Origin of the sequence: Colwellia polaris (assembly GCF_002104515.1) — a bacterium.
GTDB lineage: Bacteria > Pseudomonadota > Gammaproteobacteria > Enterobacterales > Alteromonadaceae > Cognaticolwellia > Cognaticolwellia polaris.
Genome location: NZ_NBOE01000001.1, coordinates 644,866 through 668,893, shown reverse-complemented (window position 1 = coordinate 668,893; position 24,028 = coordinate 644,866). Strand labels below are relative to the sequence as shown.

General features: G+C 38.3%; 20 protein-coding genes. 1 reads left to right on the top strand and 19 read right to left on the bottom strand.

Annotation, left to right across the window (positions count from 1 at the left end; translation table 11 throughout):
- Positions 1 to 59 precede the first annotated feature (59 nt).
- The 19 genes from B6A32_RS03000 to B6A32_RS02910 all read right to left on the bottom strand — a co-directional run bounded on the left by B6A32_RS03000 (position 60) and on the right by B6A32_RS02910 (position 23,008).
- Positions 60 to 1,205, bottom strand: a complete 1,146-nt coding sequence (locus B6A32_RS03000; protein WP_198946861.1) for a copper resistance protein B — start codon at positions 1,203 to 1,205, stop codon at positions 60 to 62.
- Entirely contained in the window at positions 1,202 to 2,935 is a 1,734-nt protein-coding gene (locus B6A32_RS02995) for a copper resistance system multicopper oxidase (protein WP_085301224.1), read from the bottom strand. The genes B6A32_RS03000 and B6A32_RS02995 overlap by 4 nt, the downstream gene beginning before the upstream one ends.
- 67 nt (positions 2,936 to 3,002) lie before the next feature.
- Positions 3,003 to 3,344: a hypothetical protein gene (locus tag B6A32_RS02990; RefSeq protein WP_085301223.1), complete on the bottom strand. Its 342-nt coding sequence runs from the start codon at positions 3,342 to 3,344 to the stop codon at positions 3,003 to 3,005.
- A gap of 32 nt (positions 3,345 to 3,376) precedes the next feature.
- The gene (locus B6A32_RS02985) at positions 3,377 to 5,227 is read right to left on the bottom strand and encodes a 2Fe-2S iron-sulfur cluster-binding protein (RefSeq protein ID WP_077283647.1); all 1,851 of its coding nucleotides are present in this window, start codon (positions 5,225 to 5,227) and stop codon (positions 3,377 to 3,379) included.
- On the bottom strand, positions 5,227 to 5,859 hold the full coding sequence (locus B6A32_RS02980) for a PepSY domain-containing protein (protein WP_328589001.1): 633 nt from the start codon (positions 5,857 to 5,859) through the stop codon (positions 5,227 to 5,229). The genes B6A32_RS02985 and B6A32_RS02980 overlap by 1 nt, the downstream gene beginning before the upstream one ends.
- A gap of 96 nt (positions 5,860 to 5,955) precedes the next feature.
- Positions 5,956 to 9,093, bottom strand: coding sequence for an efflux RND transporter permease subunit (locus tag B6A32_RS02975; RefSeq protein ID WP_008128603.1), 3,138 nt, complete (start codon positions 9,091 to 9,093; stop codon positions 5,956 to 5,958).
- A gap of 18 nt (positions 9,094 to 9,111) precedes the next feature.
- A complete protein-coding gene (locus B6A32_RS02970) occupies positions 9,112 to 10,926 on the bottom strand; it encodes an efflux RND transporter periplasmic adaptor subunit (protein ID WP_008128605.1) in 1,815 nt (604 codons plus the stop codon).
- A complete protein-coding gene (locus B6A32_RS02965; protein ID WP_008113913.1) occupies positions 10,926 to 12,383 on the bottom strand; it encodes a TolC family protein in 1,458 nt (485 codons plus the stop codon). The genes B6A32_RS02970 and B6A32_RS02965 overlap by 1 nt, the downstream gene beginning before the upstream one ends.
- Positions 12,383 to 12,907, bottom strand: a complete 525-nt coding sequence (locus B6A32_RS02960) for a DUF411 domain-containing protein (RefSeq protein WP_085301222.1) — start codon at positions 12,905 to 12,907, stop codon at positions 12,383 to 12,385. Before B6A32_RS02960 ends, B6A32_RS02965 begins: the two co-directional genes overlap by 1 nt.
- A gap of 148 nt (positions 12,908 to 13,055) precedes the next feature.
- Positions 13,056 to 13,415, bottom strand: a complete 360-nt coding sequence (locus B6A32_RS02955) for a hypothetical protein (protein ID WP_138765259.1) — start codon at positions 13,413 to 13,415, stop codon at positions 13,056 to 13,058.
- Between the two features lie 407 nt (positions 13,416 to 13,822).
- Entirely contained in the window at positions 13,823 to 14,155 is a 333-nt protein-coding gene (locus B6A32_RS02950; protein ID WP_008109964.1) for a DUF6488 family protein, read from the bottom strand.
- A gap of 48 nt (positions 14,156 to 14,203) precedes the next feature.
- Positions 14,204 to 14,758 (bottom strand): hypothetical protein, encoded by a 555-nt coding sequence (locus B6A32_RS02945; protein WP_008109960.1) that lies wholly within the window; start codon positions 14,756 to 14,758, stop codon positions 14,204 to 14,206.
- A 57-nt stretch (positions 14,759 to 14,815) separates the two neighbouring features.
- The gene (locus tag B6A32_RS02940; RefSeq protein WP_008128610.1) at positions 14,816 to 15,514 is read right to left on the bottom strand and encodes a HupE/UreJ family protein; all 699 of its coding nucleotides are present in this window, start codon (positions 15,512 to 15,514) and stop codon (positions 14,816 to 14,818) included.
- Positions 15,507 to 18,653, bottom strand: coding sequence for an efflux RND transporter permease subunit (locus B6A32_RS02935; protein WP_024600845.1), 3,147 nt, complete (start codon positions 18,651 to 18,653; stop codon positions 15,507 to 15,509). Before B6A32_RS02935 ends, B6A32_RS02940 begins: the two co-directional genes overlap by 8 nt.
- 9 nt (positions 18,654 to 18,662) lie before the next feature.
- A complete protein-coding gene (locus tag B6A32_RS02930; protein ID WP_008109954.1) occupies positions 18,663 to 19,898 on the bottom strand; it encodes an efflux RND transporter periplasmic adaptor subunit in 1,236 nt (411 codons plus the stop codon).
- Positions 19,899 to 19,900: 2 nt separating this feature from the next.
- On the bottom strand, positions 19,901 to 21,253 hold the full coding sequence (locus B6A32_RS02925) for a TolC family protein (RefSeq protein ID WP_024600844.1): 1,353 nt from the start codon (positions 21,251 to 21,253) through the stop codon (positions 19,901 to 19,903).
- 34 nt (positions 21,254 to 21,287) lie between these two features.
- Positions 21,288 to 22,193: a M56 family metallopeptidase gene (locus tag B6A32_RS02920; RefSeq protein ID WP_233131304.1), complete on the bottom strand. Its 906-nt coding sequence runs from the start codon at positions 22,191 to 22,193 to the stop codon at positions 21,288 to 21,290.
- 59 nt (positions 22,194 to 22,252) lie between these two features.
- On the bottom strand, positions 22,253 to 22,642 hold the full coding sequence (locus B6A32_RS02915; protein WP_008109165.1) for a BlaI/MecI/CopY family transcriptional regulator: 390 nt from the start codon (positions 22,640 to 22,642) through the stop codon (positions 22,253 to 22,255).
- A 90-nt stretch (positions 22,643 to 22,732) separates the two neighbouring features.
- Entirely contained in the window at positions 22,733 to 23,008 is a 276-nt protein-coding gene (locus B6A32_RS02910; RefSeq protein ID WP_024600843.1) for a metal/formaldehyde-sensitive transcriptional repressor, read from the bottom strand.
- Between the two features lie 103 nt (positions 23,009 to 23,111).
- Here B6A32_RS02910 and dmeF point away from each other — a divergent pair, with 103 nt between their 5' ends.
- Entirely contained in the window at positions 23,112 to 24,017 is a 906-nt protein-coding gene (dmeF, locus tag B6A32_RS02905; RefSeq protein ID WP_008126916.1) for a CDF family Co(II)/Ni(II) efflux transporter DmeF, read from the top strand.
- The last annotated feature ends 11 nt before the right edge of the window (positions 24,018 to 24,028 follow it).

The following is a 24,028-nucleotide window of genomic DNA, read 5'->3' as shown; positions in this document are numbered from 1 at the left end:
CTAGATTGATCAATCTAGAGGAATACATGGTGACTTGCATATTAATACTCGCAGTGTATTTAAAACCAAAATCTCACACCTGCAACGAGTTGAGTATCAACTGTCGCTTCGCCTGCTGTACGAAAATAATCAGCGGTTTTGCCATATTTACTAAACCAAGCTAGACCAATATATGGGGCGAATTCACGGTTAATTTCATAACGTAAGCGTAAATCGAGTTGAAGATCATTAATCCCCTTGCCTATGTTAAATTGCGGCAAGTCATTTGCAGAAATATTGACTTCAAGCCGAGGTTGAAATATCAGTTTTTGCGTGATCAGTAAATCATAAGTTGCTACAAGCCGACCCGAGATATCACCTTTATTACTAATAAACAAAGCAGGCTCCACCTCAAACCAATACGGTGCTAAACCTTGAAAACCTAACACTCCAAAATACCGGGATTCAGTTCCATTGGGGTTATGTGCCCGGTCATAACGAAGTCCAATTTGAGCATCCCAAAAAGCTGCAACCGAATGGCTGTAAAGCATTTGTAGCTCTAGTTCCCCTTCATCTTTACTACTATTTTCATTACCTTCAAATTTTGCCCAAAACTTGTCATAATCGGTGCCATACCATGATTGAGTGTCCCATCGATAAAAATTTGTCGCATCACCCTTTCTATATTCAAATTGGTCAGCAATAAATTTACCTACTTTCCACTCATCGGTGTCTTCCCATCCCGACATTCCCCTGTATTCATAGCCACCAGAATTGGCGAATGGGTCCCGAGCATTTTTGGGTGCATCTCCTCCTAGAGCAGGTGGCATAGCTTTCATATCACCCATCCCCTTCATGTCACCCATGGCTTTCGTGTCACCCATGTCCTTCATGTCACCCATGCCTTTCATGTCATCCATGGCTTTCGTGTCACCCATGTCCTTCATGTTACCCATGCCCTTCATGTCACCCATGCCCTTCATGTCATCCATGGCTTTCGTGTCACCCATGCCTTTCGTGTCACCCATGCCCTTCATGTCACCCATGGCTTTGGTGTCTCGAACTTTATCTTTACAGGTATCCTGCTTTAAATTTTCGAATACAGTTGTTGGCGACGATGTGCCCATTTTATCCATTGACGGCACTTCTGCTTGTGTGTTACTAGCAATAACTAGCACACTAGCCAATGCTAGGATTTGTATTTTTAATGATATTAATGTTTTCATGCGACGACTACCTCCCTAAACATGCCAGCAGCCATATGGTAAAGTAAATGACAATGAAACGCCCACCGACCGGGGGCGTCAACAGTGACTAAAAAACTCACTCGTTGAGCAGGCTGTACTGTTATGGTGTGTTTTCTTACTTGAAATTCCCCTTCGGGTGACTCCAAATCAGACCACATACCATGTAAATGCATTGGATGTAGCATATTGCTGTCGTTATGTAAGATAACCCTAATTCTTTCACCTAAGGGAAAATGAAGAGGCTTTGCTTCATTGAGTTTCAAACCATCAATCGACCAAATAAAGCGCTCCATATTGCCCGTTAAATGCATTTCAATTTCACGGCTAGGAATTCGGGTGTCTTCTGGTAGATGCACACTTTTTAAATCAGCATAAGTTAATGCTTTTCGTCCAGTGTCTCTGAGTCCTGGACCAGGGTCATCAAGGTTAGTACGGGGCATATTAACGCGCATATCAACCCCTGGGCCATATTCTGTGGATGCATGTCGAACTTCTTTACTTGCTGTTTTTAATGATGGCTTACTCATGGTTTTGCCATCCATGGGCATGTCTTTCATATCAGACATTGTGCCGATATTTCCATTCATGTCGCCCATCATATCTAACATTGTTAATAATGCTGGTTCGTCTAATTCTGGCCTAATGGCTGTATCACTTCTGTTTGCAGATAATGTTGCACTGGCAAAGCCAGATCTGTCCATTGATTGTGCAAATATTGAATACGCACTAGCGTCTTTAATTTCCACAATTGCATCATAGGTTTCCCCTGGACCAACCCTAAATTCATCCACTAATACGGGGTGTACTTTTTGCCCGTCGGTCGCCACAATTTTGAGTTTTAATCCGGGAATACGCACATCAAAAAAAGTAGATGTAGCCGCACCTATAAACCTTAATCTAACTTTATCTCCCTGCTTAACCTCTCCATGCCAATTTGCATTAGGTGAGGCTCCATTGACTAAATAGGTATAAGTTGAAGCGGTTATATCACTAAAATCAGTGGGACTCATTCTTGCTTTATTCCATGGTACTCGCTTATTCATTGCCGCAGCGAAACCAACATTGGCCACATCATCAATAAAATCAACCGCAGTGAGTTGCTGATAATTATAATAACCACCCATTTTTTTAAGGTTCAGGAATACGTCAACGGGGTTTTCATCCGTCCAGTCACTCAGCACAATAGGAAAGTCTTTATCTACTTGTTCATTTTCGAGAGAGTCTTTAGGCTCAATCACTAGAGCGCCATATACGCCAGTTTGTTCAGCCAAGGTATGCGCATGATACCAATAGGTGCCATGTTGTTTTAATTTGAATTTATAAGTGAATGTTTCACCTGGTTCTATTCCGGGAAAACTGATACCAGGAACACCATCCATCTCTGGTTCTAATATGATCCCATGCCAATGGATCGTAGTCATTTCTGACAAATTATTAGTGACCATAATAGTCACATCATCACCTTCCTTTAATCTTAAGACGGGACCTGGTAGCAAACCATTCACCAGCGTTGCAGCAGCTTGTTGCCCTGTAATATTGACTTCTTTTTCACCTATATTTAAATGTATATTCCTCCCACTTAATTCGGCATTGTTTGAGTCAGCCCAAGTATAAAAGGCGCTTAAAGGTAAAGTTGACAAAAAAGCTGTTGCAGCGACACCTTTCACAAACATCCGTCTTGATTTAAAAGCTAATTTATCTTCACTCATATTTGAAACTCCTGATATAAACGTTCACTTAGTACATATTTTTATACTAAGTGAACCCTTAAGTTAATTAGTGATTTTCGTGATTATCTTTATTGACTTTTTTGTCACCCGTTTTCTTCATTTTACTGTGATCCATATCTTTCATCTTGCTTTGGTCCATATCGTTCATTTTGCTATGGTCCATATCATCGGTTGACGCTTTAGATTGGTTCATGCACTTTTTCATCATGGCAATTGCTACAGGGTCTTTCATATCCATCTTGCTATGATCCATTTTGCTACAATCAGCTTTTTCTGCTTTTTTTGCATGCATTTTCGGATCATGAGCGGATGCATTCATTGATAAAGTAATTGCTGGTACTAATATCAAAGCGATTTTGCCTACAGTTTTAATAAAGTTAGTTTTCATGGTTTTCTCCTACGTTAGTGATTAAGGTTAATTTATATAAATTCATCGAATGCAATATTAGTTGCATCAACATTCTTAGTTTTCAAAAGATTTATCGTTGCCGACATCATATTCGGTGGGCCGCATAGATAAAATTCAACACCATCAATTTGACAAATCTTGTTAATATTTGATGTGAGTAAATCTTGAACATACCCCTTTGCTCCTGACCAGTTCTTATGCGGCCTAGACAAAACAGGGTAGTAAAAAAAATTTGGATATTTTCTAGAAAGCCTGTAAAGCTCATCTTTATATAACAAGTCCTCCTCAGTTCTAGCACCATAGAAAAAATAGATACCTCTAGTTTCCTTTCTTTCTTTTTGGTAGAAGCACAATTGCTCTTCAATCAATGATTTCAATGGTGCCATTCCAGAGCCTGCTCCGATAAGCATCATTGTTTTATTACTTGAAGGTTTAGCGTGAAAATCTTCAAATGGACCAGCCGCTTCTATTGTTTGCCCTAGCCCCAAATTGCATATGTAGCTAGAACCTACACCGGGATATATACTTTTATTTGGAGCATTTTGAATTTTGACGGTAAACTTTAACTCGTTAGTACCAGCTTCAATCTGCCCATCACCATTAGCTAGAGAATAGCTTCGACTACAAGCTTGATGCTCATACTCAAAATACTCAATATCACGCCAATGGTATTTGAAAGCGTCAGGAAGACGCGCTGGTATAGATATTCCTTTAGCTGGTGGTATATAGAAACGAAGATGAGCACCTGCTTTGAATTTTAATTTCTCACCACCAAGCACTTTAAAACGCAACTCTTTTATATAGGGACTAATAAACTCACTATGCGTTAATTCAAGAAGGTATTTTTTGGCTTTAGTAACGTCAATTAATGTTAGCCTCTTTGTTTCTGTTGCATCATGTTGACAAGCCAATCTGTAACCTTGTTGCAATTGTTCCTTTGTTAAAAGTACATGCTCTGCTGAAGTGACTTTAACACTGCTATCAAGACGTACTTTACATTGGCCACAAGTCCCGCCACCGCCACAGGTTGATGACAAAGCAATATCATGATCAATTAAACCGTCAAGTAAGTTGGTATTAGTAGCTAAATCGAATTCCCCGATAAGCTCCAGATCTTTATCAAATAGCGCCAAAGTTCGACTTTTGTTGCCAAAGCGAACTTTGTATTGACCATTAAAGAGCAGCTCAATAGTCCAAATAAAGCCAGTTAAGGAAAAGAAAAGCGTGAAAAGAGAAAATAAAATGATTTGAACATTATTGAAGCTTCCTTCAGTGCCATAATCCATAAAGTGAAGCATAAAGAAAATATCAACAAACCGTTTATCATCATTACTGTGTTTAATTATTCGACCAGAACCAGCATCAATATAAACGCTAGTTTGAATATAATCAGCATAGTTAACTTGCCACACTTCATTTTGCTCACGAGGTATATCTTCATATGGAGGTGATAATTTAACTGCATTTTTAATCACACCTTTACCATTGTAGGAAGACTGAGCCAGTTTTCTAACCATAGTTTCATCAATAACGACTGGCTCAGCGGTGTACGCATCAACCAAAGAGTAGTCATTGTCAAAATGGCTATATAAACCTTTATTATGAGTTAACAAATAGTAAGGGTGCTCTAATAGTGATATTTGTTTTAACGATACGACTTGTTTTGATTGAGATAAGACAAGCTGTGGTTCAACTAACCTATTAATATCAACTTGGGCAACAACGGGAGTTTGTTTATATTGATTTCCTGAAGCCTTTTGATGATCCATCAAATTAAAATATAAGCCTGTTCCTAACCATACTAGTAGTTGTAGGCCAACCAACAAGGATAGCCACTTATGTAGCTTTTTAAGGAGTAACATTATCTAGCTACTCCCATACTTTTATCTAATGTATTTTTTGCTCTGTTTTTGAAAATAACAAAGTAACTCAATACACCACCAGTAATTGCCGCAAAAATAGAAAAAAGTGTGAACCAAAAAAGTAGTTTATTACTTGGATCTTCTTCTTCGTAATCCATGACATGCAAACTAAACATCAAATCAAAGATTCGCCAAAATTCATGTCGCTTACTGACAAGCTTTCCTGTTTGAGCTGAAACATATATCGACGGACTGCCAAAATCATCAAAGTTAACCCGCCAAGCAGGTAATGCTCGACGGCTTAATTCAAACGGTGGATTATCTGTAATTAGTTCAGACTCAAGGACCGCACCATCACCACTGTAATAGTGTTTTGCAGCGCTAATAGCTACGACTTTGTTTAAGGGAGAAATCTTCTCCCCATTACTAGCATTTACAACATATTTTTCGTCATGCTCTGTAAAACGATAAACGGCTTGCTCTATAAAAACTTCAACGGCAATGTTTTTTGCGTCAGGATATTGCTTAGCTAATGCAGATAATGGGTAAGTAATTTCATCCACATTAACTTTAGCTTGGTGATTAACCACCAAACTATCACCATGGATATAGTCAATATCAAAAATAACCATATAGGCACCTGATATCGACCAAATCAAAAACTGCAAGCCTAAAAACAACATCAACCACCGATGAAGTTTCCGGCTAACCTTCAACGTTTTCATGCTCTATGCCTTGCTCGAAACATTTTTAATCGATGACGAACGCCACAAATAAAATAATGCAGGTAGAACAAGTAAAGTTAAAATCACCGCACTTAGCATTCCACCAACCATAGGTGCTGCAATACGACTCATCACTTCAGAACCAGTACCTGTGCCATATAATATTGGCAATAAGCCAACGATTATAGCTGCTGCGGTCATCATGACAGGACGTACACGTAAGCCTGCACCATGTAACACCGCTTGAAGCACATCAGCCTTCGTTGTTGAAATATCCTTTGACTGATGATCATTAATCATTTCGTGATAAGCCTGATTCAAATAAACCAACATAATCACACCTATCTCAACAGCAACCCCCGCTAGCGCGATAAAACCAACACCTACAGCGACAGAGAAGTTGTAGCCTTGGATATACATCAACCAAATACTACCCACCATAGCCAAAGGTAGAGTTCCCATGATCATTGCCACTTCAATAACATTTCTGAAGTTCAGATAAAGTAGAATAATAATAATGAACAAGGTTAACGGCACTACATAAGTCAATTTAGCTTTGGCACGTTGCATATACTCATATTGACCAGCCCACGCAATTGAGTAGCCAGCAGGAAGTTTTAACTTATCTTCAACAACCTTTTGTGCATCAACAACGTAACTACCAACATCCACACCTTCAATGTCTACAAATGCCCAACCATTTAATCTTGCATTTTCTGACTTTATTCCCGGAGGGCCGTCTTCAACGAGCACATTCGCAACATCGCCTAATGAGATCCTTTGTCCATTTGGTGTCACTATTGGTAGCAAAGATAATGTTTCAGGCGAATCACGATAGTCTTGTGGGTAACGTAAACTCACTGGATAGCGCTCTAAGCCTTCAACAGTTTTGGTGACATTCATACCACCAATGGCCGTAGCAACAACCTGCTGAATTTCGCTAATATTTAAACCATAACGAGCTGCTTTAGCGCGTTGTATATCAACTTTAACGTAACGCCCACCAGCTACACGCTCTGAATATACTGATGCTGTTCCAGGTACATCTTTCAAAATAACTTCTAATTGTTTACCGATGTCCTGAATTACCGATAAGTCAGGTCCTGCGACTTTAATACCAACAGGTGTCTTAATACCCGTAGCTAACATATCAATACGTGTTTTTATTGGCATCACCCACGCATTAGTTACCCCAGGGAGCTTAACTAAACCATCTAGCTCTTTTTTCAAACTCTCAGTAGTAACACCTTCTCGCCACTCTGAACGAGGCTTTAATTGAATAAAAGTTTCAATCATTGTTAAAGGCGCTGGATCAGTAGCAGTTTCCGCTCTACCTACTTTACCAAACACAGTTTTAACTTCTGGAACTGTTTTAATCAGCTTATCCGTTTGTTGTAACAGTTGACGTGCTTGCCCTATCGAAATACCAGGATAAGTTGTAGGCATATACATTAAGTCACCTTCATCAAGTGGAGGGATAAATTCACTACCAATCTTGTCAAGTGGATATATACCAATAGCAAGAACTGCCAATGCTGCTACTAAAGTTGTCTTTGGAAAACGTAATACCGTTTTTAGAGCAGGCATATAGATAAAGGTTAAAAAGCGATTCACCGGGTTTTTATGCTCAGGTAAAACCTTACCCCTTATAAAATACCCCATCAGTACAGGGACTAATGTAATCGCTAATGCCGCTGATGCTGCCATCGCATACGTTTTAGTAAAGGCAAGCGGAGCAAACATTCGCCCCTCTTGAGCTTCCAAGGTAAAAACAGGAACAAAACTCACCGTAATAATTAACAAGCTAAAGAATAGAGCAGGACCAACTTCACTGGCCGACTCCACTACTATTTTCCAGCGGTTTTCATTAGTTAACGGTGTTTTTTCCATGTGCTTGTGCATATTTTCTATCATTACAATAGCACCGTCGATCATGGCACCAATCGCAATTGCAATCCCTCCTAGCGACATAATATTCGCATTAAGACCTTGCATATGCATAACGATAAATGCCGTCAATATCCCTACAGGTAAACTCACAATGGCGACTAGTGACGAGCGGACATGAAATAAGAAAATGATACAAACTAGCGCCACAACGCCAAATTCTTCTAATAGCTTATAAGCTAAGTTATCAACAGCCCTTTCTATTAATGCAGAGCGATCATAAACAGGAACAATTTCAACCCCTTCAGGTAAGCCTTTCTTCAATTGCTCTAGCTTTTCTTTAACACCATTAATGACTTGCTGAGCATTTTCTCCAAAGCGCATAACGACGATACCACCAACAGTTTCTCCTTCACCGTTAAGCTCAGCGATACCTCGACGCATTTGTGGGCCAGTCCCAATATCTGCAACATCTTTTAGTAATAGAGGTGTGCCATTTTCATTGACTCCTAAAGGTATATTCTCTAAATCTTCAACACTTTTGAGATAACCAGTTGCTCTAACCATGTACTCGGCTTCTGCCATTTCAACAACAGATGCCCCGATCTCTTGGTTACCTTGCTTAATAGCCATTTGAATATGTGAAAGAGGGATCCCAAATGCTCTTAATTTTTCAGGATTAATTCTTACTTGGTATTGCTTAACCATACCGCCAAGTGCAGTAACTTCTGATACGCCAGGGACAGTTTGCAATTCATATTTTAAAAACCAATCTTGTAAACTGCGCAATTGACTTAAGTCTTGTTGACCCGTTTTATCAACTAAGGCGTATAAATATACCCAACCTACGCCTGTAGCATCAGGTCCTAATTGCGGTCGTGCATTGCTGGGTAAGCTAGGGGCTACTTGACTTAAATATTCAAGTACTCGCGAACGCGCCCAATACAAATCTGTATCTTCATCAAAGATGACATACACGTAAGAGTCACCAAAAAAAGAATAACCTCGAACAGTCACTGCGCCAGGAACTGACAGCATGGCAGTAGTCATCGGATAGGTAACCTGGTCTTCAACAACTTGTGGGGCTTGACCAGGGTAACTTGTTTTAATAATTACTTGCACATCAGATAAATCAGGCAGTGCATCAATAGGCGTTTTATTAACAGAATATAAACCAATGCCTACGAGTAAAAAGGTAGCGAGTAATACAAAAAATCGATTACCAACGGACCAACGTATTATAGAAGCAATCATAATAATCTAACTCCTATATTAGTGGTTTGAATGATCAACAACAGGTGCTTCTAATCTAGAAGTTTCACCCTGTTCATCACCTTGCCCTAGTGGGGCAATTTCAAAAATTACAAAATGTTCACCACGCACTTCAAAAGTAAACTTAACTTCCATCCCCTCAGAAAGTCCTTCAAGGCTAACATTGTGCCCTGTAATGAAATCTAAAGTAGCCGCAGGTCGTCCCCATTTTTCAATAGCAGTTCGACTAATGTTCACCATTCCATGATCGATCATTAACGAGTTAATTGTTCCAGTAACTGTCGCTGACGAGTCATCTGCCACTTCTTCAGTTACTTGGCTTGTATCACTTTCACTCATGTCGTCAGGAACATGGATGTTGCTAATTTTATAATCACCATTATCTTCTTTTGTCACTTCAACATGTAAACTCATCCCTTCACTAAGTAATGAGAAATCGACACTGTCCGATGCGATGAAATCCATCGTCATTTCTGGCCATTCCCATTCAGGTATCGCCTCATGAGCTAAAGTTAACATTTTATGATCTGCCATCATGCTCTCGATACTAGCTTGAACCCAAACAGAAGAAGGCATTGAAGCATCCGCTTCATCAACATCGCTATTCATTCGCTTGAAGTCTGAAGACTTACTCGATTCTGAATCTAATAAGAACTGTGCAGAACTAACAACTTTTTCCCCATCACGCACCCCTTCAAGTATCTCAACACTTTCGCTATCGTATCGACCTACAGATACTGCAACCGATTTAAAACTCCCCTCACCTAAGGCGAGAACAACTCTATCTTGGTTTCCTGTTCTAATAAGTGCTTCTTTAGGGATTAATAAAGCTTGTTCGTCACCTGTTGTGTGAATCGCAATTTGAGCAAACATATTTGGTTTGAATTCGCCTTCTTCATTTTTAAAACGAAGACGTACTTTCACAGTACGAGTTTTTGCATCTAGTGTTGGGTAAATATAATCAACTTTTCCTTGCCATGTTTTTCCTGGTAAGTAATCAAGAGTCATGGTTACTGGGGTGCCTGTTTTGACTTGACCCGCTTGGCGTTCAAAGACTTCAGCTTCAACCCACACTTCCGATAAATCACCAATTGACATTAAAGTAGAGCCAGGCTTAACAAAAAATCCTTCACGTATTTTTAAATTTTCCACCACGCCATTTTGTGGAGAATAAAAAGTAATTGTTTGCTGTACTTTCTTTGTTTTCTTAAGTTTTACTATTGATGATTTTGGAAGTTGTAATGCTGACAATCGATTTTCAGCAGCACTAATTAATCGGCTATTTTTACGATCTAATGCCAATAATAATTCTTCTTGGGCATTAACTAATTCTGGGGAATAAATTTCATAAAGGGGTTGCCCCTTCTTAACAGGATCTCCAATAGCCTTAACATATAGCTTTTCAATCCATCCTTGTACTCGTGGATGGATATGAACTAACTTATCTTCATCATAAGCAACATAACCGACTGTATTTATTTCAGTGTGCAATGATTTATAACTAACTATTGCTGTTCTTACACCGAGGTTATTTACAACATCAGGAGAGATACGAATTGTTCCGGGACCTTCATCAGGTCCTTTACCACCATCGTCGTAAACAGGTACTAAATCCATACCCATTGGTGACTTCCCTGGCTTATCTCTTTTGTAGTTCGCGTCCATTGGAGCTACCCAATAAAGCGGCTTCTTTTCAGCCGTTACAACAGAGCTTGCTTCCCCACTATTTGTCGGGGCCATAAAACTATAAACCCCAAATGTTAAAAAGCCACCGATAACCATGCCAATTACTATTGGCTTAATATTGTTGTTCATTATTCTTCTCCCGAAATAACAGTGAAACCACTATTATTTGATAAATTCATATTATTGTTACTAACGACAGGATCTATGCTGCCTATAAAAAGGTAATTAAGTTCTAGTAATAATTTCTGCTCTTCGACATTAAGCGTTAACTCATCTATTTCCGCATTTAATACAGCGATTCGTGAGCGAACTACTTCGGCAAAGTCACCATCATCATTGGTGTAGGCTGTTAGCGAAGCTTCAGCTTGATCATGGATTTGAGGCAGTAGCTTGTCTTTGTATAAGTTCTGTCTATCTTTCAATCGAAGTAAGCGCCCTTTTGCACTGGAGTATGATGCGAGCAATTTCCTCATCAATAATAATTTTTCAGTTTTTATAGCTTCTGTTTTTGAAATAGCTGACTTAACTTCTTTGTCCTGTCTATTATCTGTAAAAAGCGGCAAGTCAAAAGTAACCCCTACAGAGAACAAGTCCGCTCGACTATTTCCCATTGGATCATCATCACGGTAACCATAACTAGCATTAACTCCCCACTCAGGTTTGTATTTTTGCTTTGCCAATTTAATTCCAGTTTTTGTTGATTTAATTTTCTTTTCAACTGCGACAAGTGAAGGGTGGTTAGCAATATACTTTGCCAGTTCACTAGGGCGTAACCAGCTATCTGTAAGAACTATATTGCTATTTACTAGGTCAATTTGAGGTAATTGCTTAGTCAAAACGATATTATGAAGGTTAAAATCATCGTCTACATAAGTTTCACTTTGAGAACTTTTCTCTATAGAAAACTCTGTTAACCATTGAGACAACATACCTTCAAAGCGGTTTTGTTGTTGTCCTAAGACATCTAAACGATCTTCTAATCTTGTAAGCTCCAATTGCGCTCTTACAATATCTTGCTGCCTTGTTTTACCTAAAGTAGACGAATAACTTGCTTCAGCAACATCCGCTAACTGTTCAAAAAGTGTTCTGTTTTTTTCAATTAAAGCAATACTTTCTTGAACTCTGTATGCATCCAACCAAAGGCTACCAACAGTAACAGCTACTTTGGACTCTCGATCTTTTCGTTGATACGGGAATGATTCACTTTCAATCTTGAGTTGTTCTCGTTTAATCAACAATGTATCCCCACGAGGAAACATTTGAGATATGCCAACTTTCGCTTGTGTCATTCCCTCTTGTCCAAAATCAAAGCCATCTGTAGGTAAATTGGCTAACCCTATAGATACTTTCGGATCTGGTAACGTGCCTACGGCTGTACTCATCGCTTCAATAGCATTTTGCTTATGAACATTTCCCGTTAACCATGGATCATTCTTCTGCGCAGACTTGATAGCTTTCTCAAAAGTTAAGGCTGAACTAGAAGTAATAGTAGGAATATCAGCAGAATTTGCAGTTAGCACTGTAAGAGCTAACATACCCGCACAGTATTTCACGCTTAAACTTCTGATATTTTTAAATTTATTCATTAAAACTGCTCCTCATAAGATTGAACGCTAGCATAGACCTCATAAGCGCCCCCTTTCTTAAGTAATAACACTTTATAAGGTTGAAATTTATCACCTACTTCCATACCGGGAGTTCCCGCTGGCATTGCAGGAACAGATAATCCAATAACATCGTCAGAGTGTTTTTCTTTTAAAAATTTATGAATAAATTTGGCAGGAACATGCCCTTCAAATGCATAACCATCTTTTGATATAGCGGTATGACAAGAACGGTATCGAGGCTCTATTCCTTTCTCTTCTTTAACCGCTGTAAAGTTTTGATAATTATGAACTTTTGATTCGAACCCTTGCTCATTTATATGGCTAACCCATTTTTTGCAGCAACCACATGTAGGACTCTTATAAACCTCTAAAAGAATAGGATGAGGTTTAGCATTTTGTGTTTTAGATGAAGTCACTGAAACTTCTTCTTTTGAACAACTTGCAATAGCAATGACTAAAGTAAAGGCTGCAACAGCCTTTAACGTGAATTTTTTGGAAAACATAACCCCCCCAAAGGGATATCAATTAATATTTGAATTGATTAGGTTATTCTTGATTTTGCTTAAAAATACTTAAACGCAGAGATCAAAAAGCCTAATACAGATAATTTTCATATAAGTGAGCCAAATTTTAGGCACAATTATTCTGTATTTAGCTTAGTATTGGAGGTCTATATAGAGATGATGATGATTGACTTTGAGCCAAGTTTGAATATGATAATATTTTTGATGATAAATCAATAAATAGACTGTCATCTGTGTCTTTCATTAGTGTAGCGATACTTGAGCAACCTCCAGTAAAACAACTACAACTTTTAACACAACAGTCCTCTTTTGCTTCATCTGAGTCATCAGAAGAATGACTCATCATTGAATGGTCACTATGGCCCATCATTGACATATTTTGCATTTGTCCTTGCACACTATCTCCCTTCATACTCATCATATGATAAGACATAACAGTAGACGCAACCGCTTGACCAACAAAGGTCAAACAGACTAGCAGTACCATTAATGTTTTAGAGAAATTAGAATTCACAGCTAACCAACAAAATATTTCAATTAATTACATACTCGCATAACAAGCTCTATTTTTCAACAAATTAATTTTAAAAAAGTGAATGACTTGGTAGCCACTTACAAGAAAACATTAATTCTATTAAAGTCTTTAATATCCGATCATAAGACTACGATTATCATAGATATTTGATGCTTCTAAAATATTTCCCTCTCAAAAGTTTACAGATAGTTTTCATTACGTGAACTAATTCATAACCATCAATGCCTGCCAAGTGTAGTCAGCGACTTAAAATATACTTTGAGGTTTATAGCAATCCAATAAATTGAAGCTTAACGTCTAAACATAATAATCTCTGAAAATAATTTCTCTGTGCTCATGTATGTTTTTAATATTACAATTCAAAACTTAGCTTCTGAGTTAACCTGTAGCAATTCACCACTCATCGTCATCAAGAAATAAATTACTTTATTGTTGTCTTTATTAAATGCACTGACTTTGTAGCGATTATCCTGAGCTGCATATAGCTTAAATTCTTCCGTAGTTAGAGCCTTCCAACTTTCATCTAACTTACCAACCTTGTAGCCCAAATCCTTAAAGGTGAGTTTCTGCGTTACTTTGATGGCTACTTGTATCGCGTCTTTTGCACTGATCATTTTGTGATCACCATGCGCAAATGCTATTCCTGTATTTAACATTAAACCGACAAATAGCATTACGATTAAATTTTTCATTTATGACTCCACTAAACTTTCTAAATAAACACTGATAATAAAAGATGATTATTTGAGTCCATGCTCAACATATTCACCATTAACTATTAATTGGACCTTTACAGGAGCATCTGAGGTGTTCTTCCAATACCAACCGTGTGAGCCTTCAAATGGTGCGGTAAAGCTCCCCTTCATTTCATCTGATGTTGCTATGGCATAACTTTCAAAATACCCAGTGGTGTCCCCTTTTGGCTCACCATGTAAATCGAAATACAAAACAGAGCCATCGGTTATCCATTCATAAGTCAACTTTTGATATTGCTCCATCGTAAATTTGTATTCAACGCCTCTTCCCGCAGGAACAACAACCTCAATTGTTTCAGTGGTAGCCTTACTCGTGGTAGTTGATGGCTCAGTTGAAGTCGTTGCTTGTGCATTATTAAATACGGTTAAACCAAGCTTATTACCCATGCCCGTTGGGTCAATATTATATTCTGCTGGCAATATCACTGTGATTAATGTGATAACAGCAAAAACAAAACTAAATATTGTGTATTTAAGTAATTTACTATTGGTCAATGTTACTTCCTGCGTATTTACTGCTTGAGTGTTAGTTTGTTGCATGTTTTTCTCTTCTCTTAATTCTTTATTTTCGTTAATTAACTGACTGTAAAATTTCGTTTAGCTGATAAAGTAGCCTGTTAATTGAAAGCCAATCAACATAAACCCAGCACTCATCAATAAGCAGTTGGTATTGGTCGCAAAGCGATTAAAACTATTGTGCTTTCGCCAGTAGTTTATCAATAATAAAATAAATGCTAATGCACTGAACTGCCCCAATTCAACACCAACATTAAAAGCAATTAAATTGGCAATTAATCCGTCTGACGGTAATTGAAATTCTTGAAGTTTAGTAGCTAAACCAAAACCATGAAATAAGCCAAAAATCAGTACCGCAGTTTTGGGATTAGGCGTAAAACCTATTGTTTTCTTAAAGCCGCCTAAGTTATCAAAACCTTTGTAGACAACAGAAAGTCCAATAATGGCATCGATTAAATAAGCATTTACCTGAATGTCATTAATAACGCCAAAAAGTAATGTTAGGCTGTGCCCTAAGGTAAACATACTGACATAGAGCAAGACATCACGACTCTTATATAAAAAGAACAACACACCGACGAGGAACAATAGGTGGTCATACCCAGTAACCATATGTTTTGCACCTATATATAAAAATGGAATGATCTGCACTCCAGTATTGCTTTGTAAAAAAGCACGCGTTGTTTCATCTACGCCATGAGCAAATGCTCCCACGGGCAACAATATGGAAATTAGAGCGATAAGGCTGATTAAGCCGTATCGCTGGGAATAATTAAACATTAACAGTTTCCTTTGTGTGGGGTGTTTTAGTAAAGATTTCTTTGTGGCTATGTAATAAACGATATAAAGCAGGAAGCACAAATAGCGTTAAAATTGTTGATGATATAATCCCACCAATGACCACTGTAGCAAGTGGGCGTTGCACTTCTGAGCCAATTCCTGTGTTAAGCGCCATTGGTACAAAGCCTAGCGATGCAACCAGCGCTGTAGTTAATACGGGTCGAAGTCTAGTCAGCGCACCATCAATAATGGCGGTATCTAATGCAACACCTTCTCGTCGAAGTTCTCTGATAAAGGACACCATAACTAAACCATTTAATATTGCTATGCCTGACAATGCGATAAAGCCAACGGCTGCCGAAATTGAAAAGGGAATATCCCGTATTAATAAAGCGAAAATACCGCCAGTCAACGCTAAAGGAACCCCCGTAAAGATGATCATTGAATCTTTGAAAGAGCCAAGTGCTAAGAATAATAAGCCAATGATCATGATCAGTGTAATAGGCACGACAATTGATAGCCTTTTAGAAGCAGATTGAAGCTTCTGATAAGTGCCACCATATTCAATCCAGTACCCTGAAGGCACTTCAACTGAACTCTCTATTGAAGCTTGAATATCTTTAACGAAAGAACCTAAATCTCTTCCCCTAACATTGGCGGTAACAACAACTCTACGTTTACCATTTTCCCTATTAACCTGGTTTGCCCCTTCTACTAATTCAAGTTCAGCAACTTCTTGCAAAGGTACATACTGGTCAGCTTGTATTTGTATGGGTAAGTGAGCCAACGAATCAACATCACTTCTAAGGTTTTCAGGAAGACGAACAACAATGTCTGCTCTTCGATCACCTTCATAAAATTTACCAGCGCTTGTTCCACCTAAGGCCGTAGCAAGCTGATCTTGTAGGGTTTTAATGCTAACGCCATATTTTGCTAATTGCTCGTGATTAGGATTGATCGTAAGCATCGGCAAACCTGTTGTTTGTTCAACTTGAACATCAGCAATTCCTTCAACGTTAGCAATGGCCGTGTTAATGCTTTTACCTAATGCCGTTAGTGTTTCAAAGTCATCACCAAATACTTTAATGGCAAGTTCAGCTCTTACACCTGCAAGTAGCTCATTAAAACGCATTTGTATTGGTTGAAGGAACTCATATCTGTTACCGGGAATGGGTTCTACTACTGCTGCTAACTCTTCTACAAATTGGGCTTTAGCTTTTGTAGGTTCAGGCCATTCACTACGTGGTTTTAATATAATAAAATTATCAGCAACACTTGGAGGAACAGCATCAGTGGCAACATCTGCTGTACCAATTTTTGCAAATACACGTTCTACTTCAGGCATCTGCGTAATTTTTTCTTCTAAAACTTTTTGAAGTGCAACGGCTTGTGTTAGTGATGTACCTGGAATACGTAAGGCATGCATAGCAATATCACCTTCATCTAAGTTAGGTACAAACTCACTCCCTAATTTATTTACGGAAAATCCTGCATAACCAACAAGTGCAACAGCTAACATCACGACAAACCAACGAATTTTAAGCGCAAAAGTTAACGTAGGACGATACACCGCAAGTGATGATTTCATGATAATATTTTCTTTTTCTTTCACTGGGCCTTTAAATAAAATAGCGATTGCAGCAGGTACAAAAGTGATAGATAGAAGCATTGCACAACACAAAGCAATCACGACAGTAATGGCCATAGGATGGAACATTTTCCCTTCAACACCTGTAAGTGCAAAAATAGGTAAATACACCGCTGTAATTATGAAGACACCGAATAGTGCTGGACGAATAACTTCCCTAGTCGCATAAAATACCAGTGATAAACGTTCATTTAACTCCATTGAACGCCCATTTGAAGAGGCAGCACTCAGTCGTCTCATGCAATTCTCAACGATAATAATTGCACCATCAACGAGCAAGCCAAAATCAAGTGCTCCTAAACTCATTAGGTTTGCACTCACTCTTGTTTGTACCATGCCAGTGATAGTCATTAACATGGCAAAAGGAATAACAGCAGCCGTAAGTAATGCTGCTCGCATATTACCGAGTAGAAGGAAAAGCACTACAATAACGAGCAATGCGCCTTCTAACAGATTTGTTTTTACCGTATCGAGGGTTTTTTCAACTAACTTAGTTCGATCATAAACAGCAGTAACAGTGATACCTGTCGGTAAACTTCGTTTTATTTCTTCAAGTCTTAACCCAACTGCTTTAGCGACTTTTTGGCTATTTTCCCCGATGAGCATAAAGACCGTGCTCATCACCACTTCTCTACCGTTTTGTGTCGCTGCACCTGTTCTTAACTCTTTCCCTTCTTTTACATTGGCAACGTCAGATATACGGATCACGCTACCGTCAGTCGTTTTAACAGGGATTGTAGATAGATCACTTATCGTTTTTGCTTGCCCTGGAATACGAAGCAGCCACTGAGCACCATTTTTTTCTATAAAACCAGCACCTTTATTATCATTATTATTTTCAATTGCTTGGATAACATCTTGTTGAGTAACACCAAAAGCTAATAATTTTTTAGGCTCAAAAGCGATCAATATTTCACGCTTAAAACCACCAATAGGGTTAACTTCAACTACGCCTTGCACTTGCATTAACTGAGGGCGAATAATCCAGTCATGTACAGTTCTTAGGTCCGTAGCCGTGATTCGTTCACCTTTATCATTAAGTGCCTCAGGCTCAGCATCAACAGTAAACATGAATATCTCACCTAACCCGGTTGCAATTGGGCCAAGTTCAGGCTCTAAACCAGTCGGCAAATCAGATTTAGCTGAAACTAATCGTTCATTTACAAGCTGTCTTGCAAAATAAATATCCGTGTCATCGCTAAAGATTGCTGTCACTTGTGACAGCCCATAACGTGAGACTGATCTTGTACTCACTAAGTTAGGTATGCCAGCTAACGCAGTCTCCAACGGATAAGTAACCCGTTGCTCAACTTCAAGTGGCGTATAGCCTGGAGCTTCCGTATTGATCATGACTTGCACATTAGTTATGTCAGGTACAGCATCAATAGGTAACTTGGTAAAATTCCAAATACCCAAACCTGCTAACGCAAGCACGGCTAGCATAATGATTGAGTTTCTACGGATAGAAAATCTAAGTAAATATTCGAGCATAATCAATCCTTAATGGTCGTGTGAAGCGCCAGACTTTTCAACATCAGCTTTGAGGATGTAACTATTTTCAGTCACGTATTCAGTGCCTAAGGAAATACCACTTAGCACTTCAATTTCTTCACCTACAGCTCGACCTAACTCAAGCATTCTTACCTCATATTCATCTCCGACTTTGGCATATACAACAGTAAAATCGCGGAAGCTTTGTAATCCACTGCGCTTTACTGCCATAGGTACATCGTATGAACCAATTTCAATCGCGGCACTAACAAATGCTCCTTCTGACAACGCAGAATCAGCATTATTAACGACTACACGAAATAGCTTCGCCTGATCATCTCTGACTTTTAGAATACGGCTCTCAACCGTACTCACCTGCTTTTCTTCAACACCATTAATCGTTATCGTGGTTTTTGCACCAAGACGCACGGTTGGTAAGTCTTTTGGAAAAACAGCTAACTGGGCAATTAATGTTTCATCATTGGTAATTTGTAGCAGGGAGCGGCCTTTAGATTGTTCGCCTGAGGTAACGTTAACGGTACTAACAATTCCATTTTGAGCAGAAAAGACTTTGTACGACTGAAGACTTTCATTACTTTCAACCGTGAGTAGTAATTGACCTTTCTTAACTGACTCTCCTAGCTTTACATTAACTTTTTTAACTAACCCGTCAAAGCGAGCATAAACATTACTCGTTGCATCAGCAGGTAGAACTAACTTGCCATAGACTTGAACTGTTTCATGAAATGTTGATGGACCAACAATTTCAGTCGAGATTTCCATTGCTTTTGCTACATCTTCAGCAATTTTTGTCCGACCTTCAAAGTTGTCATACTGCCAGTTGAAGGTTTTACCCTGATATTTTGCAGTGAGTGAAACCATAAATGAGTGCGGTTCATAGATAACCATGTCACCTCGAAGATATTCGCCTTCTTGGTAAAAATTTATATCGTCTATGCCATCACCCAATCTAGTCAACTTTACATTAAGGTCAACCTCTGACGGATCAATTGCTTTTCCGTCTGTTGATGCCCATACACGAAATTCAGGAGGGACGCCTGTTTCAAAGATTGAGAGTTCAATGGCAAAATCACCATCACGCAACATTCGTCCACGGTTGGGACCTTTTTCAGGTTCGGCTTCTTCTACCTTCGGCTCTGAAACCGCAAAGCTTGGGAAGCTTGCACTTATGCTAACAAGCCAGACGGTGCTTATTAAGGCTAATATTTGAAATGTTGGTTTCATGATTATTTCTCTTTCTTGTCTTTATTAATGGTTAAAATGGACGTTCCGGTTAAACGTTCAATTTCAATATTGTTTAAATGTGCATTTTGATAAGCAGCTATCAAATCAGATTGAGCATTGAGTAGGGCTTTCTGGGTGTTCATCCATTCGGTATAGCTATACTTACCAACGTTATATGCTTTTTCTGCCTCTTTAAAAGCTTGCTCCAAAACAGGAATAATATTGTCAGATACCGCATGAATGACATGTTGGCTATGCTTCAATTGTTCGATAAGAACATATAACTGAGTATTGAGTTTATGAACTAACGCTAACGACTCTGTTTCTAGTTGACTTTGAGAGGCTCGCAAGGCTTTTATTTTTCCTTCATTTCGATTCCCATCACCAAAAGGAATTGAAATTCCAGCAACTAAGCCGAAGTCATCAGTTGTTTCATATCGACGTAAGCCTGCTGAAAATTGCCATAATGGTTTGCTTTCAATGCGTGCAAGCTCTATCTCAGACTGGGCAATTCGTTGTTTTGTTGCAAAAAGATTCACTGAAGGTGTTTGTCTAAGTTTCGTAAATAAAGAATCAAAATTGGTTACACTTGGTAAAGATAATAATGAACCCACTATCATACTTTTCTTATGCCTATTATTTTGATTTACTCCTTTAATTTGCTCACCCCATTGTGCAAATAATTGGTACTTACTTGCATCAACTTCGTGAGTTAAATCCTCAACTATCAACTCACGATTAGCTACCTCAGCCTGAGACTTTAATTTATCTACTAAAGAGGACTTCCCTGCTTTTACGCGTTTACTTATTGCTTCAAATGAATTATTCGCTTGCTTAAGACTAAATTGAGCTAACTTCAATCGCTCATTATTGACAAGAACTTGTATAAAGTAACGTGCCGTTTGTGCAGCTAAATCCAAAGCTTTAACTTCACGCTCTAAAGCGACTGTAGAGCCATATTGTTTAGCTGCTTTTATTTTACTCTGTACCAATCCACCATCTAATAACCAAGAAATAGAAAGTGTTGATTGTGCACTCTTAAAGCCGCTGTGCTCACCTGTACCTAAAGCATCTTCAATGGTAAAACCAATTTGTGGTCTAGATTGAACCCCTGCCTGTTGAGCATAGCCAGAATACATCTTGGCTTGAATGGCAAATGATTTTAGCTCAGGATGCATATCTATTGTCTGTGCAATAGCTGAACGCAAATCAACCGTTTGCAAAGGAACTTCTTGGGCAAATGCAATTGTTGGTATGAATGGCATCAGCACCAATAAAACATTCCGACGAATCCTTACAAAAAACCGACCGTCAGTCGGTTTTTTGTAAGAGCATATATTAAAATAAAGATTCATTATCAGTACCTTAGAGTAAGATTTTAATTAGCGGTTAATGAGTAAAAAGCGTTTCAATAACGTGATGTAGGCTATCTACAGACGTTGTTGAAATTAGAACTAAGAGGGGTATTGCAATCACAACACCTCCCGTGGGAAATGGTCTGAACTGTTTATCACTAAGCAAATGAAGCACTCTTTGTTCAATAGAATGACGACAGAAATGAACAAATAATTCACTATTATATTGTGGATGAATAGAGTAGCTCGCAGCCAATTTAGTAAACTTTACTAAGGTACTTGCAACGTTATGTGATTGTTGCTGATTTTCGGCATAAAAAGAATCAGCGGCTTGCTCCATAGATAGCGACATCATGGAAATCAATAACTGTTTAACATTATTAGCGAAATAAGCTGAGAAAAATGAGAAAAGCCATTTCTTTAATGGATCAAAATAATGAACATGAGCTAACTCATGCTGAATAATTATTTTTATGTCATCAGCAGTTGTTTGCTCGACAAGACTCGTAGATATAAAGCATGATGGCCTAAACACACCACCAGTGAATGCTGTAGGTATAGATGATTCAATGAAATAGACTTGCTTACTATTTTCAATCCCTAATACACGTAACAAATTAATTTGATGATGATTACGATAAAGAAGAGTTATTTTTCGTATAAAAATATACAGAGTAAAACTGGTAAAAATAAGTAAACTAGCACTATGCCAGCTCATAAAATAGAAAATATCAGGATGGTGCCAATGAGCAAGGTCTGTCAACCAAACAAATATTGAACCGTTTTGAAATAGTGGACTAAAAAAGAGTGTGGCACATAAAGATATCAGCCACGGAGCAAGCACTAATAACCATAATAATGATTTACGAGTTGATACCGCATAGTGTTGCAACTTACTTTTGACTAACCAAAAAGTAATTGAGACAAATATGTTAGCCACGATAAAGGCTAAAACCCCCACCGTGAGCAAATTAAATACTAATGCCCATTGGCCATAAATCATTTTTCAGAATTCTTCTGTATTTTTTGACGTTGTTGTTCAATCATTGCTTCCAATTTATCTAGCTGCTTTTCATCTAGATCTGATGAAATAGAAGAGAAAGCAGCAACAACACTATTTTCATCTTCAGTAACAAAATCATGAGTAATACTTTTAATCAACTGACCTATCAGCTCTTGCCTTGCAACTTTTGGAAAGTATTGATAAGCGTGGCCGTTTTTTACCCTACTTAACAAATCTTTTTTAAACAAGCGTTCTAGCGTACTTTGAATGGTATTTAGAGATCCGCCTCGGTCTTTTTCAAAATAGCTATGCACCTGCTTGGCATCAGCAGGTTGATTTTTCCATAGATATTCTAAAACTTGTTTTTCTAATTCACCGAGTAACATAAATTTCAATCGCCATTTTTTAAGTAATAGGATAGTGCCACACAAAAAACCGAGAGGCAATCGGTTTTTCGATTTGTTTCATTAAGAGTTCTATTTTAAGTAGCTTTTAAGAATGGAAATAACATCTTCTACCTCCTCTAATCGTTCCTCTTTTGTCATATCCTCTGCACCTAAATGTTCCCTCAAATGACCTTCTAATACTTCCTTCATCAGCCCATTAACCGCACCTTTAATCGCAGCTACCTGTTGTAAAACAGCCATACAATTAGGCTCTCCTTCTAAAGCAGTTTCTAAAGCGAGTGATTGACCTTTTATTCGTCTAACACGACTGAGGAGCTTTTTTTTCCCTGCGATTGTATGTGACATAAATTTCCTTTACTTGATAAGTAGTATACTAGGGTATAGTATATTTCAAAGTGTAAATAGATGCTATTCATAAACAGCATGAAGCAATATTTTAGGATATTTAATGAAAAACGATAGTCGTATTCAGTGGGAACATTCTCATAATTTTGGTATTGACAGTAAGCTCCATGAAAACAAAGTAAAGCTCGTTTTTTGGTTAACAACCGTCATTATGGTACTTGAAATTACCGCTGGAACTTGGTCAGGCTCTATGGCCCTGCTTGCTGATGGATGGCATATGGGAACTCACTCTGCGGCATTTCTCATTGCTATTTTTGCATACTCTTACGCTAAAAAGCATGCGAACAATAAGGACTTTAGCTTTGGAACAGGCAAGGTAAACTCTTTAGGTGGCTTTGCCAGTGCTATTGCCTTAGCAATTGTTGCATTGATGATGATAATAGAATCTGTTCAACGATTAATAGAACCACAATCAATTCATTTTAATGAAGCAATTGTTGTTGCGATTATAGGTTTAGTCGTCAATGTCGCCTCTGTTTTTATCCTACATGATGATCATCATCACCATGGAGAACCCCACCACCATCATGATCACGACCATAATATGAAAGCAGCCTACTTTCACGTACTGGCCGACACGCTAACCTCTTTATTAGCCATTGTTGCTTTATTAGTAGGAAAATATATTGGCTTATTATGGATGGACCCATTAATGGGGATTGTTGGGGCAATAGTCATTTTCCGTTGGTCTTATGGCTTAGTTAAGGAATCCAGTGAAGTTCTTTTAGATAAGTCTGTGAAAAAGCCAACTCTCGATAAGATTTCAGATGCATTAAGCAAAAAGAACACTGTGATCAACGATATTCATGTATGGAAAATAGCGACAGGTCACCAGGCTGCAATTCTTAAAGTGACATCAGGTGAACCTCTAAAGTCAGAAGAATATGAAATTATTTTAAAAAGTTTCTTACCTCAGCTCTCACATATCTCTATTGAAATACGTAGTTAACGTTTTTTCAA

What these genes read in the sequence shown, in the direction of transcription:
- B6A32_RS02940 (WP_008128610.1), bottom strand. Translation starts at nt 15,514, where the DNA reads ATGTTTAATTATTCCCAGCGATACGGCTTAATCAGCCTTATCGCTCTA.
- B6A32_RS02990 (WP_085301223.1), bottom strand. Translation starts at nt 3,344, where the DNA reads ATGAAAACTAACTTTATTAAAACTGTAGGCAAAATCGCTTTGATATTA.
- B6A32_RS02910 (WP_024600843.1), bottom strand. Translation starts at nt 23,008, where the DNA reads ATGTCACATACAATCGCAGGGAAAAAAAAGCTCCTCAGTCGTGTTAGA.
- B6A32_RS03000 (WP_198946861.1), bottom strand. Translation starts at nt 1,205, where the DNA reads ATGAAAACATTAATATCATTAAAAATACAAATCCTAGCATTGGCTAGT.
- B6A32_RS02965 (WP_008113913.1), bottom strand. Translation starts at nt 12,383, where the DNA reads ATGAATAAATTTAAAAATATCAGAAGTTTAAGCGTGAAATACTGTGCG.
- B6A32_RS02980 (WP_328589001.1), bottom strand. Translation starts at nt 5,859, where the DNA reads ATGGTTATTTTTGATATTGACTATATCCATGGTGATAGTTTGGTGGTT.
- dmeF (WP_008126916.1), top strand. Translation starts at nt 23,112, where the DNA reads ATGAAAAACGATAGTCGTATTCAGTGGGAACATTCTCATAATTTTGGT.
- B6A32_RS02915 (WP_008109165.1), bottom strand. Translation starts at nt 22,642, where the DNA reads ATGTTACTCGGTGAATTAGAAAAACAAGTTTTAGAATATCTATGGAAA.
- B6A32_RS02970 (WP_008128605.1), bottom strand. Translation starts at nt 10,926, where the DNA reads ATGAACAACAATATTAAGCCAATAGTAATTGGCATGGTTATCGGTGGC.
- B6A32_RS02995 (WP_085301224.1), bottom strand. Translation starts at nt 2,935, where the DNA reads ATGAGTGAAGATAAATTAGCTTTTAAATCAAGACGGATGTTTGTGAAA.
- B6A32_RS02930 (WP_008109954.1), bottom strand. Translation starts at nt 19,898, where the DNA reads ATGAAACCAACATTTCAAATATTAGCCTTAATAAGCACCGTCTGGCTT.
- B6A32_RS02950 (WP_008109964.1), bottom strand. Translation starts at nt 14,155, where the DNA reads ATGAAAAATTTAATCGTAATGCTATTTGTCGGTTTAATGTTAAATACA.
- B6A32_RS02935 (WP_024600845.1), bottom strand. Translation starts at nt 18,653, where the DNA reads ATGCTCGAATATTTACTTAGATTTTCTATCCGTAGAAACTCAATCATT.
- B6A32_RS02945 (WP_008109960.1), bottom strand. Translation starts at nt 14,758, where the DNA reads ATGCAACAAACTAACACTCAAGCAGTAAATACGCAGGAAGTAACATTG.
- B6A32_RS02975 (WP_008128603.1), bottom strand. Translation starts at nt 9,093, where the DNA reads ATGATTGCTTCTATAATACGTTGGTCCGTTGGTAATCGATTTTTTGTA.
- B6A32_RS02960 (WP_085301222.1), bottom strand. Translation starts at nt 12,907, where the DNA reads ATGTTTTCCAAAAAATTCACGTTAAAGGCTGTTGCAGCCTTTACTTTA.
- B6A32_RS02985 (WP_077283647.1), bottom strand. Translation starts at nt 5,227, where the DNA reads ATGTTACTCCTTAAAAAGCTACATAAGTGGCTATCCTTGTTGGTTGGC.
- B6A32_RS02955 (WP_138765259.1), bottom strand. Translation starts at nt 13,415, where the DNA reads ATGGTACTGCTAGTCTGTTTGACCTTTGTTGGTCAAGCGGTTGCGTCT.
- B6A32_RS02925 (WP_024600844.1), bottom strand. Translation starts at nt 21,253, where the DNA reads ATGAATCTTTATTTTAATATATGCTCTTACAAAAAACCGACTGACGGT.